At 41.0% G+C, this 13,336-nt stretch carries 17 protein-coding genes; all 17 read right to left on the reverse strand.

Annotation, left to right across the window (positions count from 1 at the left end):
* The coding region (locus tag H0U71_02410; GenBank protein ID MBA2653903.1) for a tetratricopeptide repeat protein at positions 1–531 on the reverse strand (531 nt) is incomplete at its 3' end.
* 3 nt (positions 532–534) lie between these two features.
* Positions 535–1,449 (reverse strand): VWA domain-containing protein, encoded by a 915-nt coding sequence (locus tag H0U71_02415; GenBank protein MBA2653904.1) that lies wholly within the window; start codon positions 1,447–1,449, stop codon positions 535–537.
* A gap of 2 nt (positions 1,450–1,451) precedes the next feature.
* On the reverse strand, positions 1,452–2,438 hold the full coding sequence (locus tag H0U71_02420; protein MBA2653905.1) for a VWA domain-containing protein: 987 nt from the start codon (positions 2,436–2,438) through the stop codon (positions 1,452–1,454).
* A complete protein-coding gene (locus tag H0U71_02425) occupies positions 2,435–2,896 on the reverse strand; it encodes a DUF4381 domain-containing protein (GenBank protein MBA2653906.1) in 462 nt (153 codons plus the stop codon). Before H0U71_02425 ends, H0U71_02420 begins: the two co-directional genes overlap by 4 nt.
* A gap of 1 nt (position 2,897) precedes the next feature.
* Positions 2,898–3,797 carry a DUF58 domain-containing protein gene (locus tag H0U71_02430; GenBank protein MBA2653907.1) on the reverse strand — a complete coding sequence of 300 codons (900 nt, stop codon included), beginning with the start codon at positions 3,795–3,797 and terminating at the stop codon, positions 2,898–2,900.
* 10 nt (positions 3,798–3,807) lie between these two features.
* Positions 3,808–4,782, reverse strand: a complete 975-nt coding sequence (locus H0U71_02435; protein ID MBA2653908.1) for a MoxR family ATPase — start codon at positions 4,780–4,782, stop codon at positions 3,808–3,810.
* Between the two features lie 135 nt (positions 4,783–4,917).
* Complete coding sequence (gene queE / locus H0U71_02440; GenBank protein MBA2653909.1) at positions 4,918–5,562, reverse strand: 7-carboxy-7-deazaguanine synthase QueE; 645 nt, start codon at positions 5,560–5,562, stop codon at positions 4,918–4,920.
* 281 nt (positions 5,563–5,843) lie between these two features.
* The gene (ybgF, locus tag H0U71_02445) at positions 5,844–6,710 is read right to left on the reverse strand and encodes a tol-pal system protein YbgF (protein ID MBA2653910.1); all 867 of its coding nucleotides are present in this window, start codon (positions 6,708–6,710) and stop codon (positions 5,844–5,846) included.
* An 8-nt stretch (positions 6,711–6,718) separates the two neighbouring features.
* A complete protein-coding gene (locus H0U71_02450) occupies positions 6,719–7,273 on the reverse strand; it encodes an OmpA family protein (GenBank protein MBA2653911.1) in 555 nt (184 codons plus the stop codon).
* Between the two features lie 34 nt (positions 7,274–7,307).
* Positions 7,308–8,597 carry a Tol-Pal system beta propeller repeat protein TolB gene (gene tolB / locus H0U71_02455; protein ID MBA2653912.1) on the reverse strand — a complete coding sequence of 430 codons (1,290 nt, stop codon included), beginning with the start codon at positions 8,595–8,597 and terminating at the stop codon, positions 7,308–7,310.
* A gap of 46 nt (positions 8,598–8,643) precedes the next feature.
* Positions 8,644–9,582: a cell envelope integrity protein TolA gene (gene tolA, locus H0U71_02460; GenBank protein MBA2653913.1), complete on the reverse strand. Its 939-nt coding sequence runs from the start codon at positions 9,580–9,582 to the stop codon at positions 8,644–8,646.
* A 70-nt stretch (positions 9,583–9,652) separates the two neighbouring features.
* Positions 9,653–10,093 carry a protein TolR gene (tolR, locus tag H0U71_02465; GenBank protein MBA2653914.1) on the reverse strand — a complete coding sequence of 147 codons (441 nt, stop codon included), beginning with the start codon at positions 10,091–10,093 and terminating at the stop codon, positions 9,653–9,655.
* Positions 10,083–10,778, reverse strand: coding sequence for a protein TolQ (gene tolQ / locus H0U71_02470; protein MBA2653915.1), 696 nt, complete (start codon positions 10,776–10,778; stop codon positions 10,083–10,085). Before tolQ ends, tolR begins: the two co-directional genes overlap by 11 nt.
* A complete protein-coding gene (locus H0U71_02475) occupies positions 10,775–11,218 on the reverse strand; it encodes a YbgC/FadM family acyl-CoA thioesterase (GenBank protein MBA2653916.1) in 444 nt (147 codons plus the stop codon). Before H0U71_02475 ends, tolQ begins: the two co-directional genes overlap by 4 nt.
* A complete protein-coding gene (ruvB, locus tag H0U71_02480) occupies positions 11,205–12,251 on the reverse strand; it encodes a Holliday junction branch migration DNA helicase RuvB (GenBank protein MBA2653917.1) in 1,047 nt (348 codons plus the stop codon). Before ruvB ends, H0U71_02475 begins: the two co-directional genes overlap by 14 nt.
* The gene (ruvA, locus tag H0U71_02485) at positions 12,208–12,858 is read right to left on the reverse strand and encodes a Holliday junction branch migration protein RuvA (GenBank protein MBA2653918.1); all 651 of its coding nucleotides are present in this window, start codon (positions 12,856–12,858) and stop codon (positions 12,208–12,210) included. Before ruvA ends, ruvB begins: the two co-directional genes overlap by 44 nt.
* The gene (ruvC, locus tag H0U71_02490; GenBank protein MBA2653919.1) at positions 12,851–13,330 is read right to left on the reverse strand and encodes a crossover junction endodeoxyribonuclease RuvC; all 480 of its coding nucleotides are present in this window, start codon (positions 13,328–13,330) and stop codon (positions 12,851–12,853) included. The genes ruvA and ruvC overlap by 8 nt, the downstream gene beginning before the upstream one ends.
* Between the last annotated feature and the right edge of the window lie 6 nt (positions 13,331–13,336).

A 13,336-nucleotide genomic window follows, 5' to 3' on the forward strand; every position in this document is an offset into this window, starting at 1 on the left:
ATCTTTATTATCTTTATTATCTTTATTATCTTTATTATCTTTATTATCTTTATTATCTTTATTATCTTTATTATCTTTATTATCTTTATTATCTTTATTATCTTTATTATCTTTATTATCTTTAGGATTTTGCTTGTTAGCTTTTTGTTGTTCCACTATTTTCTTAACTAAATCCCGATTATAAATGGCATCTTCAAACTTGGGATTTTGTTTTATCGCGCGCTCATAAGCCTCAATTGCTTCGGGATATTTTTCTTGAAGGGCCAAAGAATTTCCAAGGTTATAATCACCCTCGAAACCCGTTTGTTGTTTAAACTCTTCCTCGGCCTTGTCATAATTTTTAGCACGGTAGTTTGCCACTCCTTTCCAAGGGAGAGCTTCAAATGTTTGCGCAGCTTGGGCGTTTTGACCTTGCTTCAACAATTTCATCCCTTGTTGATCTTTACGCCACCACACATCCTGCCAACTCATTCCATAGCTAGTGCTACTAAAAAATAACATACACAAAATAATGCGAAGATAAGCACTCATTTTTTATAAATATCCTTTTCGAAAAGCTAACAACGCAAAGGGTAAGATAAAAAAAACAATTAACCGGCCATTATCTTGCCAAAAATAACCTTTTTCTTTGGTTTTTTTTGTGGGAGTAATAAGACTATTTACACTCGTTTTAGCTAATATATTTTCAACATCACGATTATTTGGGGTTAGATAGATAACTTTCCCGCCACCGGCTGCAGCAAGTTTTTGCATCTGCGGATCAACGACCGATTTTTGCGAAAGATCTAAAATATATAAACGATAGCCTTCTGCATAAAGAGTGCTTGCAATATTTTTAGCCGCACCGTAATGGGTAATTTTATCCGTAATTAAAACAATTGAGCCGTTATTTAGGCCAGCTTGCTTGAATAATTTTCCTGCTTGCTTCAACCCTACTGTCGTATCATCATTGAAGGTAGGCATGATACTTGGATCAAGAGAAGGTACAAAATTGGCAACGGTATGCGCATCATCTGTTAAAGGTGAAATTGTATGGGCTTCATCTGTATACACCACTAACCCTGTCAGACCTTCTTTTTGTTTGTTTAAAAAATCAAGCATTTTAAAACGAGCTCGATCAATTTTTTTAATAGAGCCGGTTGTATCAGCCATAGAAGGAGAAAGATTTAACACTAATATTCTTCCCACCATGGCCTGGTAAATAGGCTGGGTTTGCTTTTGCCAACTCGGTCCAGCAAGCGCGATAATAGTGAGCATACTTGCAGCGATTAATAATACTATAGGCAGTTTTAGATTATGCTTCGGCTTGACAAGCAAATGGGCAAGCAAATGTTCATCACAGATAGACCGCCAATTATCAACCAATGAGACTTTTGATAATTGCCAGCATAAAATAAGCATAGGAATGATGGCTAAGAACCAATAGGGTCTTAAAAAATGCAATTCCATGATTAATTGCCACCTCTTGGTAATGACTTATATATCACATACATTACTAATAAAAATGCTAAACCCAATGGCCAATAATACAAAGGTGTCTTGGGACGAAATACTTCTTTTTCCCCCATGCGCGCTTCGATTTTATTAAGCTGCTCATAAACCGTCATTAGCTCTTCGGGATCTTTAGCTCGAAAATACATTCCCTTAGTTACACTAGCGATTTCTTTTAAAGTGTCTTCATCCAATTCATATTCTCCGCTCAATATCTGCGGACCTAATAATGATGGCACTACAATTTGGTTTGAACCCAAACCGACGGTGTATATTCGAATGCCATATTTGGCTGCAATTTTTGCTGCTTCTAATGGAGTGACGCTGCCTTCATTGTTGACACCGTCTGTCAGTAGAATGAGTACTTTATTGTCATTGGGGTAATTTTTTAAATGTTTTATAGACATTCCAATGGCATCACCAATCGCTGTTTGGGTCCCTGCTAAGCCCACCGTTGCGTCCAGCAACATATGTCTTACTGTTTCCAGATCAAAGGTTAACGGTGTTTGTAAATAGGCCTTCGTACCAAATAAAACAAGCCCCATACGATCCCCGGAGCGATCATTAATAAAGTGCTCAGCGACATTTTTAACCACAGTTAAACGATCGGTGGGTTGATTATTTACCTGCATATCAGGAATTTGCATACTTCCTGAAATATCAATTGCTAGCAATATATCTCTTCCTGCGCGGGGCAAATGTATTGCTTTGCCCTCCCATTCTGGTCCTGCTGCCGCAATCAACAATAACAACCATACAAAATAAGCCAAATTAAGCTGCTTAAATTCTAATTTTTTAGTTTCATTTTTCTTGAGAGTTTGTAAATAGGAAAAGAAAGGCACCTTCAAACCCGCATCATATTGTGTCAATACAGGTTTAATAACTTGACGAATTATCCACGGAAGTGGCAATAAAACCAGCCACCAAAGATTATCAAAACTCATCATAAATTCTTTTTCACCCAATTTTTTATTAAATGAAAAAGTTGCTCCGGCAGTGGCTCAGCCTTTCCCTGGTAGGGATAAATGACCAGCAACCTTCCTGCACCTTGAGAAAATTCAGTTGTTAACGAGGTTTTATCCAAGAAACGTAGCCACTCTTCTCCATACAACCCTGCCACCTCACGTCGAGGATAAATAGCTAACGCAACGCGTTTCAACAACATAGATAATTCTTCCGCAATATTCTGTTGAGAATCTTGTTGTACCTGTAATTGTTCTAGGCGATGCAGCACAATTTTCTTAAGACGCCGTTTCTGCATTGTCTTTAACCACCAATAGCAAATAACCGCCATGATGATTAACAAAAATCCAAATACATAATACCAACCCACGGCTAAGGGCCAGATTGGAACCGGTGGTGGGTAGTGTATATCGCGTAATTGATGAATAAGATCTGCCGCCATATTACAACTTCCGATTAAGTAGTTGCCGAGTCACTTTGACAAAATCATCACTGGTGCAAAGTTCTGTGAGTTGCATGCGGTTTGCAAAACAAAATTTCTTTAATGCACTCAAACGCTCAGTAAAGAATTCCGCATACTGATCACAAGAAGCGAGATCGTGGGTATTTAATAAAAGACTTTCGGGTTGTACATTATTGTGAAACAAATAACGACCCTTATTCGGCGCAGCTTTTTCGAGTGGATCGTAAATGAAAATATTATTAACTTCATTTTTCTGAGCAAGTTGTTGAAGTTCTGTTTTCAGTGCGTCATCAAACGAATAAAAATCACTCAGAAAATAAATTAGGCTCCCCGATTTGATGACTTTTTTTAACCTTTTAAATGCAAGCACATGATCGCATTTTTCTTTAAAGTGCGGCTTGGAAAAATCGACGAGATACTTGAGAAGTTCGATAAGAGAATGTTTGCGATGACACGGCAGCGTCACTTGAAAAGTATCTTTAATCAAAAGCGAACCTACTCTGTCACCATTTTTTAAGGAAGCCCACGCAATTAAAGTAGCAACTTGGGTAGCGATAATAGATTTAAATGCTACGCGTGTTCCAAAAAACATACTTGGGTTGAAATCTAAAATAAGATAAACAGGACGTTCTCGTTCTTGCTGATAGATTTTGGTATGAGGTTTGCCTGTTCTCGCAGTGACTGCCCAATTAATGGTTCGAATATCATCACCCGGTTGGTAAATACGCGTTTCCACAAAATCCATTCCACGCCCTCTAAATGCAGACTGGAAATTGCCCTGTTGTGAATTTGTTGAAACACGTTGCTGAGGCAAGCTCACTTTATTTGCTAAATATCGAAGTGCTAACAACTCATCGAGAGTGATCGTCACGCCTTGCATAAAATGTACACTATGGTATTGCAATTCTGTTAAGTAACTCAGTAACGAATCGATCTGGACTGATTCCTTCTGCCTCCGCTTCGAACGTCAATAAAACGCGATGTCTGAGTACTTCGTGCGCCACGGCATGAATATCTTCAGGCGCCACATAGTCTCTGTCATTAAGCCACGCATGCGCGCGCGCGCATCGATCTAAATAAATGGTGGCACGAGGACTGGCACCAAAACGTAACCATTTAACCAGCTCAGCTCCATAAGGTTTAGGATTTCGTGTCGCAATGACAAGCTGCACCAAATATTCTTCTAGTGCAGCACTAAAATGTAATGCCATAATTTCTTTTCTAGCATTAAAAATAGTTTCTTGGGAAATAAATTTAGGCGTGGATGGAACCGTTTGCAGGTTATTTCTAGCTAACTGCAAAATTTGTTTTTCGGTGTCCGCAGAGGGATAAGAAACACGCACGAACATTAAGAATCGATCGAGCTGGGCTTCTGGCAAAGGATAGGTGCCTTCTTGCTCGATTGGATTTTGGGTGGCCATCACTAAAAACAGTTCGGGCAAAGGATACGTTAAACGTCCAATACTTACCTGCCGTTCTCCCATTGCTTCTAATAATGCAGATTGCACTTTGGCTGGAGCTCTATTGATTTCATCGGCGAGTATTAGATTATGAAAGATGGGGCCATGTTGAAAATGAAATGTTCCTTCTTGAGGACGATAAATTTCAGTACCCGTGACATCTGAAGGCAACAAGTCAGGCGTAAATTGAATACGATGGAAATCCCCTTCAATACAAGCAGCTAATTCTTTGATAGCAGTTGTTTTGGCAAGCCCGGGAGCGCCCTCAACTAATAAGTGGCCATCTGCGATTAACGCAATAAGTAATCTAGTCACTAGATTTTCTTGACCCAGAATTCGTGATTGCAGATGCATTTTCAAATTCTTGAAATGCGCTTGATTCGAGCTGCCAGCAATCTCTAACATTTCGCTCTCCCTTCTTCAAAACGAAAAAATAACATACCAGTTCAGCCTGTAATGCGAACGTCTCTTTTGGCCGAATAGTTACAAAATAACGTTTAATTATTCAAAACGCAATTAAGCATTATAGCCAAGTTAAGGTCACTTACCAGGTGTATTACCCCATACTATTTTATGTAGTTGTATTTGAAAACGAACCGGTAAATTATCTTCGATAATCCAATCCGCTAAATGGTGGTAATCTAGCTGTTCATAGGCAGGGGAAAACAATATTTCGCAGCGATGGCTAAGAGATTTGGTAATAAGTAATTCTTTTGCCCATTCATAATCTGCTCGATCGCAGATTACAAATTTAATTTGATCAGTCTGTTTCAAGTGATCAATATTCGAGTATCTATTTTTAGCCACTTCCTTAGAACCCGGTGTTTTAATATCCATGACTATCACGGTCCTAGGATCAACTGCAGCAATATCCATAGCGCCACTCGTTTCCAGCGAAACTTCATATTGTCTATCGCATAACTTTTCCAGCAAGTCATGACAAGCGGGCTGTGCCAGAGGCTCGCCGCCTGTTACGGTAACATATTTAGGCTTATATCTTTCTGTCTCAAGAAGAATGTAATCGATTGACCTGCTTTTACCACCATGAAAGGCATAAGCGGTATCGCAATATCCACAGCGCAAAGGACACCCCGTAAGACGAATAAAAACAGTCGGTAATCCTACCGTCCGCGTCTCCCCTTGCAAGGAATAAAAAATTTCTGTAATTCGCAAATCCACTATTATCTCTGAATTAAGGTATCTACTCGGTCCGCTATGCGCAGACTTTAAAGCAAAATCTACCCAAGACGGCCTATCCTATGTCCATGGGGGCGAGCAGTTACTATTTAAGGTAACTACCCACATCTACCAGTGATTAGTTGGCTAGGACGTTCAATTTTGAGCGGAATTTAAATGATTTTTCACAAGAAAAGGCGGAGCATACATGAGTATGTGAGCAGTTTTCTTGTGAAAAACCATTTAAATTCCGCCAAAAGTGGACGTCTGCTTCTAGGGGCGAGCAGTTACTATTTAAGTTTGATTTCTTTGAGACGTAATGCTGCGATCTTAGCAGCAGTAGTTCCAGGGAATTGTTTTTGCACCTTAATTAAATTTTGTCTCGCCTTTGAATAGTTTCCTGCATCCATTGCGATTAATGCAGTTTTCAACATTGCATCACCCACTTTAGGATTATCAGGATAATTAGCGATAATTGTTTGAAACTCTTTATTTGCTAGTTCAGGTTTATTCTTAAGATAAAAAATTTCACCTAACCAATAATGCGCATTTACAGTGTAACTGCTGTTGGGATAATCTTTTATAAAATTTTGAAAATTAAGGGTGGCTTTTTCATAGTCTTTTTTGTTGAGCAAGCTAAATGCTGTTTCATATGTCTGTAATTCTTTGGTTTTATTATTTTCTGAGATAGGCGAAGCGGCTTCATCAGAATCAATCTTTGTGTTGTCTTGGGCACTAATACTTTTTTTGTCAGAAGGCGTACTCACCTCTTGTTTTGGCTTGGTAATCCTCTGATCCAAATCTTGATAGAAATTACGCACCTGTTCTTTCAACTGAGTAAGATCATGATTTTGCACTTCAATCTGACCGTGCAGTTGTTGTACGTCTTGCTGCATTTTCTCAAGTTTACTGGGGTAATTCATTTCAGTGAGGTTTGAAAGCTGACGCTCTAGGCGCACAACTCTTTGTTCCATTGTTTCATTTTGACGTGCTGGAGGTACATTGGGTTCACCTTGATCGACCTCCAATCCTTGATTAATTTGCATGTCTTGTTGCGAAGCGCGACTTAAATCAACCACGGGAGCCTGTGCAGCCAGAGCTGCACAGGGAATACCCATTAATAACACAAGCCATAGAAGAGTTCTTTTATGCTTCATAAATCTCTTTACTCAGTGCAATAAATTAAGTCCACGCGACGGTTACATTGATAAGAACTTTCATCTTCGCCACCTGCTGCTGGTTTTTCGGCGCCAAAGCTCACTATTGTAACCTGCCCTGAAGATACACCATATTGTTTCAATACATCTAAGACGGCACGGGCGCGTCTCTCACCTAGTGCGACATTATACTCTCGACTGCCGCGATCGTCAGTATTTCCTTCAAGTCGAATTTTCGTACTAGGATGTTTAATTAAATAATTAGCTTGCATCTGTAGTGAAGCCATTCCATCTTGTCGAACATCGTTACAATCAAAATCAAAGAAATAATGTTGTTCCGCTTTAGGCGCTAGTCGTCCCGGGCGACATTTACTACTCTCAGCATAACTGGATGAGTCTCCGCCCATTCCTTCGGTATAAGATTCACCTCCTGGCCCGCCGTGCATTCTTGTTGCATCTACTACACCCACATTGTTAGGTATTTTCTTATGCGTCGTACAAGCAGTTAAAGTTAAAGCCAAAAAACAAGCTAATGCAACCGAAATCCAGTGTTTTATACGCATAGTATTCTCCTAAGTTTTTATTCTAATTAAAATGTTACAAGGGCGACCACGCAGGCTCTCTTACATCCCCCTCTCTGGGAGGCAATCGTAATTGCACATGGGCATCTGTTGAAACCATACCCAATATTTGTTTAGAACCTGATTTTGTAGAAAATACAACCATACTCCCGTTTGGAGCAATCCGAGGTGATTGGTCCCTACCAGTTTCTGTTAAAATATCAATTTTGCCATTCTGTAAATTTTGGATAGCAATACTATACGCTCCCGCCTCTTGATGTAACATTACAATATTTTTACCATCCGGAGAAAAAGTACCGCTAACGTTATAATTCCCTTCATAAGTGACACGCTGAACACCGCCGGAGGCTAAATCAACCCTGTAAAGCTGCGGACCACCACTACGGTTAGACGTAAAAATAAGGGATTTTCCATCCGGAGCCCAACTTGGCTCTGTATCAATTGACCCGCCACTGGTGCGTTGCACCAAACCATTACTGACTAAGTCTAAGGTATAAATGCTCGGAGACCCCTCTTTAGAAAGGGTGAATGCTAATTTAGAACCATCAGGTGACCATGAAGGTGCTCCATTAATGCCCGGATAGTCGGTCACTAAGCGTCGGTTACCACTTGCAATTTCCTGGATGTAAATGCCAGCATGATTCTTCTCAAATGAAACATAGGCAATTCGATTGCCATCAGGCGACCACGAAGGCGACATTATGGGTTCCTTGGATACGATTAAACTTCTAGGATCATACCCATCGATATCAGAAACCTCTAAACGGTATCGAACAGGAATATTGCGATTTTTTTCAACTACCACATAGGCAATATGTGTTGAAAAAATGCCTTTATCACCCGTCAATTTCTCATACACTAAATCACTAATATGGTGAGCGAGTTTACGCATGCCTTTATTTGGGACCATAAATTCTTTAGTGAGTAATTTAGCCTCTGCGCTGTCCTTACGAGCACTGTTGGTGTCTACTAACTGGAAATTAACTTGATACTTTCCATCAGGTGTTGGCCTCACTGTTCCCACCACGACGTTATCCATGCCTAATTTTTGCCAGGTGGCTGCATTTACCTGCTCAGCATTTTGCGGTTTTTCTGAAATCTTTGCCCGATCAAGAACGTTAAAACGCCCACTATTTTGTAGATCTGCATTAATTATTGCGGACATATCCAGTAGTTCTGTCGATGATGCATTGCCATCAAACGGAACAATAGCTATAGGGATGGTACTCTTTACCCCTTGAGTTAACTCCAAATCTACCGCTGCATGTGAAGGTGACCAGACGGCTAAGAGTAAGTAACCCGTAATTTTTAATAATTGATGCAATGTGATGACCTCCAGTATGTGGCTAGAGCTAACTTGAAATTATACCCTGCGGCCGAAAAGTTAACCTCAGCGCCCTAAAATTGTCAAATAATTCTGAATTTTCTGGGACCGGCAGCGGCGATGCCTTCATAATGGCATTTCTAGCCGACCGATCTAAAGTAGCATCCCCGCTTTCTTTTAGTACCTCGACATTGAGCACTATGCCGCCTGGTCCTACGTGCACTAAGAGTTGGCAAGCCAGGGTTTTATCCTCAACATCCGGTATCATCCATTTACGACTGATAGTCTGAATTATCATCTGCTTATATTTATCTATTTCGCCTTCTTGGGCTTGAATGGCTTGCGCCTCTCCCATTTGTTTTTTTTCTGCGCTAAGTTGCTCTTCTAAATTTTCTGATGTCTCATCACTTGATTCATTGGCTTTTAGATTTTTGGAAATTGGATTAGGAGTAACACTTTTAGACTCGGAAGCCAATTCATTTTGCAATTGCCGCGCCTCTTCTTCTCTTTGTTTTTTGGCTAGCTGTTCTTCTTTCTTTTTTAAATCGGTGGCTTGTTTTTCTTTTTGTTTTTTTAAAGCAAGTTTTTCCTCCAACTTGGGTTCTTGTAACGCCAAAGTTGGTTGCTGAGGTAAAGGTGCCTCTTTTGGTTTTACGCTATTCACAGGCGGTTTAGACTCTTCCTGTTGAGCACTATTAACCGGGGGAGATTCTTGCTCTTTAAGCGCCACTTGCTCTATATGACGGATTTCATTTTGTGAAGGAGCCGTAACCTTAGGGGCAGGCGGCGGGGGTGGGGCAGCGGTGGCTTGTTGAAGCTCCTTCTCATTAATCGCTACCGCCTTGACGATATTGACGTTTTTAACAGCCACGGTTTGGGTCGGACCGAAATGTAAAAATAGCAATAAAAATAGTGCGAAGTGGAGTAACACCGAGATAATTATTGGAATTTTATACGACTGTTGCATACCAACCTCTAATAAACAAAGACGGAGAGGACGCTACTATTCAACCAAATTGCGACCGACACTTACACCTTTACGGTGAGGGTTCATCTTGAGTAATCAAACCCACACTTTCAGCACCCGCTTGTTGCAGTAATACCATGGCTTGTATGACTTTATCATACGCAACATGCTTATCACCTTTCACAAAAACGCTTCTAGATTCGCCTTGCTGCTTGCTCAGCAGTAGCGCCGCCGAGACACTATCTTTTAGGGTAGGCGCGGCCACCTCCTGCTCAGGTTGCGCGGAAATATTTAAAAAATACTGACCCGTGCTATTAACGCTGACGATGATGGGTTCTTTTTGTTGCGTTAGAGGTTTTGCGGCTGCATTGGGCAATTCCACATTGACTCCCTGAGACAAAAGTGGCGCTGTTATCATAAAAATAACTAATAAGACCAGCATTACATCGATGTAGGGAACGACATTAATTTCAGCCATCGGTTTACGATTAGATCTCATCTTAAGCCTCATTCATACGTTTATTTTCAGGCACACCTTGGCGATGAAGGATACTCGTTAGTTCTTCTAAAAATGTATGATATTGATTGGAAAGACGATCCACGACACTCGCATAGCGGTTATACGCAATTACGGCAGGGATAGCCGCAAATAGTCCCATTGCTGTTGCGATGAGGGCTTCGGAAATTCCCGGAGCTACCATTGAAATAGTCGCTTGCGAGACTTGCCCTAACGCTTGGAATGACGTCATGATTCCCCAAACGGTCCCGAATAAACCGACATAAGGGCTTGTTGAGCCGACGGTGGCTAAAAAGGATAATTGATTTTCAAGCTTATCATGTTCTCGCGCATGGGCAACACGCATCGCTCTTTGGGCGCCCTCCATTACTGCATCGAAATGTAAACCGCGTTGACGTAGGCGCAAAAACTCATTAAACCCTGAAAAAAATATACTTTCCAAGCCCGTTAATTCTTGTTTGCGGCCCTCTAAACCGTTAAATAATTGGCTTAAATCTGCACCTGACCAAAATTGATTTTCAAATTCATTCAAACCAGAACGTGCTTTTTTGAGTAGCATCGATCGCTGAAAGATAATGCCCCATGAGACGATTGAAGCAGAGGCTAACAAGAGCATAACCACTTTAACGACAGGGCCTGCATTTGCAATAAAAGACCATAAACTAGGATCGGTATTCATTGCCTATTCTCCAACAATTCAGGCGGCATTGCTTGTGGCCGCAATTTATTATTAACGCACACAACTTCGATAGTGGCTCTGCAATATTCGGTAGATGGATCTACCTTACTTCTAATAATTTGAAGATAAACTTTGGAAACTCGTCTCATACTAATGACCGTGCTAATAATTTCAAGTTCGTCATATAAACGAGCGGCAGATAAATACTTTATCTCTATTTTTTTAATGACAAAAAAAATGCCTTCTGAAAATAAATGGTCAATTCGTAGTCCTAAATTCCATAACCAGGCTAATCTGGCGCGTTCCATGAATTTAATGTAATTAGCATGATGGACAATACCAAATGTGTCAGTATCTTCAGAATAAACCTGCAGGTTAAATGTGAATGTTTTCATTTGACCTAACTCAGCTGCACCTGTCACCGTTTTAGACTCCATCATTAAATAATTGAGCCTGTTCTATTAATCTATCTTTGGGCATTTCTAACCCAAAATGCAAGTAGGCATGTTTTGTGGCCATCCTTCCTCGTGCAGTGCGCTGCAAAAAACCTTGCTGAATAAGAAAGGGTTCTAAAACATCTTCAATCGTGCCACGCTCTTCACCAATCGCCGCAGCAATGCTATCGATTCCTACAGGACCTCCTTCGAATCGATCAATGACAGCCAACAACAACTTTCGGTCCATCATATCAAACCCATGCATATCTACATCGAGCAGATTTAATGCTTCTTCGGCCACGCGTCCCGATATCTTACCATCCGCCTTTACCTCGGCATAATCCCGGACACGTCGCAACAATCGATTAGCAATACGCGGGGTTCCTCTCGCCCGCCGAGCAATCTCGTTGCCTCCGTCTTCATCTAGATGCAATTTTAAAATTTGAGCCGACCGTGTAACAATCTTTGTTAAATCATCTATTTGATAGAATTCCAGACGCTGCACAATTCCGAAGCGGTCTCTAAGTGGCGATGTTAACAGACCTGCACGCGTCGTCGCTCCGACTAGCGTAAAAGGGGGAATATCTAATTTAATTGATCGGGCAGCGGGCCCTTCTCCAATCATAATATCTAATTGATAATCCTCCATAGCAGGATAGAGTATCTCCTCTACATAAGGACTCAAACGATGAATCTCATCTATAAATAAAACATCGTTAGGTTCTAAATTGGTAAGTAAGGCGGCTATATCTCCTGCTTTTTCCAACACTGGCCCTGAAGTTTGTTTAAGCGAAACGCCCATTTCGTTGGCAATGATGGTAGCCAATGTCGTTTTACCCAGGCCGGGAGGACCAAAAATTAATACATGATCTAACGCTTCCCTGCGATTGCGGGCCGCTGTAATAAAAATCTCCATCTGGGTTTTAACACTTTGCTGACCGATATATTCTGCAAGTTTCTTCGGTCGAATTGCTCTATCGATGGCTGCTTCGTCATTCTGTAAGCTGGCGCTTATTAGACGATCCGTTGTTATCATTCTTGCCTCCTTTTAGAGTGCTTTGTAAAGCAAAGCGAATTAACTCTTCTGCTGTTTGATATTCTGCATCAACTAACGAAATTAATCTGCTGCCCTCTTGAGGTTTAAAGCCCAATGCAACCAACGCACTCAAGGCGTCTTGCGTGAGGCGATCGCCTTTTTCTTTCGATGTTAAAAGATCCATCTCTATGGGCTGAAAACCCCAATCTTGTAAGCGGTCACGCATTTCTATCATTAGTCGTTCTGCAGTTTTCTTTCCTACACCAGGGATATGCGTGAGCGCATTAACATCATGATCCAGTATACACCGGACGAATTGATTAGGATCAATACCGGATAAAATGGCAAGCGCTAACTTGGGGCCAACGCCACTCACTTTAATCAATGAACGAAATAGTGCACGTTCTTGTTCTTGATAAAAACCATATAAAACCTGGGCATCTTCACGCACTGCAAAATGGGTATACAAAAAAACTTCCTGCCCTACCTCGGGCAATTGATAGAAGGTAGACATCGGTGCTTGGCATTCGTATCCGATGCCATGCACCTCAATCACCAACATGGGAGGTTTTTTGAATTGCAGTGATCCACGAAGAAAACTAATCACGGTATAAAACTCCTTGGTGGCTTGCATGACAAATTGCAATTGCTAATGCATCCGCGGCATCGCTTTGAGGTATATCAGAAAGACAGAGCAACATCTTGATCATATGTTGAATTTGATCTTTTTTTGCATCGCCATATCCCACCACCGTTTTTTTAATTAGGCGAGGGGCATATTCAGCGAGCTGCAATTTAAAGTTTGCCACGGCAACAAAGGCCGCACCACGTGCTTGTCCTAGTTTAAGAGCAGAGTCTGCATTAGCTTTAAAAAAAATTTTCTCAATGGCAACTTGGCCAGGATTAAATTGTTGGATAATGGTAGTGAGGCCATTGTAGATCTGGTAGAGCCTATCACTTAAGGCGTCACCCTTTGTTTTAATACAGCCACTGGTAACATAACGATGATGATTTCCGATTACTTCAATGACACCAAAACCAGTTATGCGGGAGCCGGGATCAATTCCGAGAATAATCATTTTATT

It is taken from the genome of Gammaproteobacteria bacterium, from assembly GCA_013697705.1.
GTDB lineage: Bacteria > Pseudomonadota > Gammaproteobacteria > UBA6002 > UBA6002 > UBA6002.

What these genes read in the sequence shown, in the direction of transcription:
- H0U71_02415 (MBA2653904.1), bottom strand. Translation starts at nt 1,449, where the DNA reads ATGGAATTGCATTTTTTAAGACCCTATTGGTTCTTAGCCATCATTCCT.
- H0U71_02420 (MBA2653905.1), bottom strand. Translation starts at nt 2,438, where the DNA reads ATGATGAGTTTTGATAATCTTTGGTGGCTGGTTTTATTGCCACTTCCG.
- H0U71_02425 (MBA2653906.1), bottom strand. Translation starts at nt 2,896, where the DNA reads ATGGCGGCAGATCTTATTCATCAATTACGCGATATACACTACCCACCA.
- H0U71_02430 (MBA2653907.1), bottom strand. Translation starts at nt 3,797, where the DNA reads ATGCAAGGCGTGACGATCACTCTCGATGAGTTGTTAGCACTTCGATAT.
- H0U71_02435 (MBA2653908.1), bottom strand. Translation starts at nt 4,782, where the DNA reads ATGTTAGAGATTGCTGGCAGCTCGAATCAAGCGCATTTCAAGAATTTG.
- ybgF (MBA2653910.1), bottom strand. Translation starts at nt 6,710, where the DNA reads ATGAAGCATAAAAGAACTCTTCTATGGCTTGTGTTATTAATGGGTATT.
- H0U71_02450 (MBA2653911.1), bottom strand. Translation starts at nt 7,273, where the DNA reads ATGCGTATAAAACACTGGATTTCGGTTGCATTAGCTTGTTTTTTGGCT.
- tolA (MBA2653913.1), bottom strand. Translation starts at nt 9,582, where the DNA reads ATGCAACAGTCGTATAAAATTCCAATAATTATCTCGGTGTTACTCCAC.
- tolR (MBA2653914.1), bottom strand. Translation starts at nt 10,093, where the DNA reads ATGAGGCTTAAGATGAGATCTAATCGTAAACCGATGGCTGAAATTAAT.
- tolQ (MBA2653915.1), bottom strand. Translation starts at nt 10,778, where the DNA reads ATGAATACCGATCCTAGTTTATGGTCTTTTATTGCAAATGCAGGCCCT.
- H0U71_02475 (MBA2653916.1), bottom strand. Translation starts at nt 11,218, where the DNA reads ATGATGGAGTCTAAAACGGTGACAGGTGCAGCTGAGTTAGGTCAAATG.
- ruvB (MBA2653917.1), bottom strand. Translation starts at nt 12,251, where the DNA reads ATGATAACAACGGATCGTCTAATAAGCGCCAGCTTACAGAATGACGAA.
- ruvC (MBA2653919.1), bottom strand. Translation starts at nt 13,330, where the DNA reads ATGATTATTCTCGGAATTGATCCCGGCTCCCGCATAACTGGTTTTGGT.